Source organism: Mycobacterium sp. 1165196.3 (assembly GCF_001673415.1).
Taxonomy (GTDB): Bacteria; Actinomycetota; Actinomycetes; order Mycobacteriales; family Mycobacteriaceae; genus Mycobacterium; species Mycobacterium europaeum_A.
In genome coordinates, this window is sequence record NZ_LZLU01000160.1 from 1 (window position 1) to 645 (window position 645).

General features: G+C 70.4%; 2 pseudogenes. One reads left to right on the top strand and one right to left on the bottom strand.

Annotation, left to right across the window (positions count from 1 at the left end):
- A pseudogene (locus tag A5659_RS17185) lies at positions 1-464 on the top strand (hypothetical protein); the annotation flags it as partial.
- Between the two features lies 1 nt (position 465).
- On the opposite strand, the pseudogene A5659_RS17190 reads toward A5659_RS17185, so the two are convergent.
- Positions 466-645: pseudogene (locus A5659_RS17190) on the bottom strand (hypothetical protein); the annotation flags it as partial.

A 645-nucleotide genomic window follows, 5' to 3' on the forward strand; every position in this document is an offset into this window, starting at 1 on the left:
CCGCGCTACAGGCGATCGCGACGGTCGGCTCGGTGATGGGCGGCGGCGACGGTCCGCCGCCGGCCCGCATCGTGCTGGAGTCCGACGGCGCCGAGAACGTGCCGCTGGACCCCAATGCCCCGCAGGGGGCGTTCACCGCGGCGCGGGCAGCCAAGGCCGAGGGCGTGCAGATCTCGACGATCTCGTTCGGCACCCCGTACGGCACCGTCGACTACGAGGGCGCCACCATCCCGGTTCCGGTGGACGACCAGACCCTGCAGAAGATCTGCGAGATCACCGACGGCCAGTCGTTCCACGCCGACAGCCTGGGCGAGCTGGAAAAGAGCTACAACGCCATCGAGAACGAGATCGGCTACCGCACGGTGCCGGGGCCGGGCAGCTCCGGCTGGCTGCGGCTGGCCGTGCTGACCGCCCTGATCGCGACCGCGCTGGCACTGCTGATCAACCGGCGCCTGCCCAGCTGACTCAGGCGGGCAGCCTGCGGTTCAGCAGGAGCCCGGCCAGGATGGCGCCGGCCAGGACGAACGCGCCGAGCAGCATCCAGGCCAGGCTGGCGTCGCCCTTCACGGTTTCGTAGCCGATCTGGCGCTGCAGCGTCGAGTACACGTTCTTCAGCGAGTCCAGGCTGTCGGCGTGGAACGACTG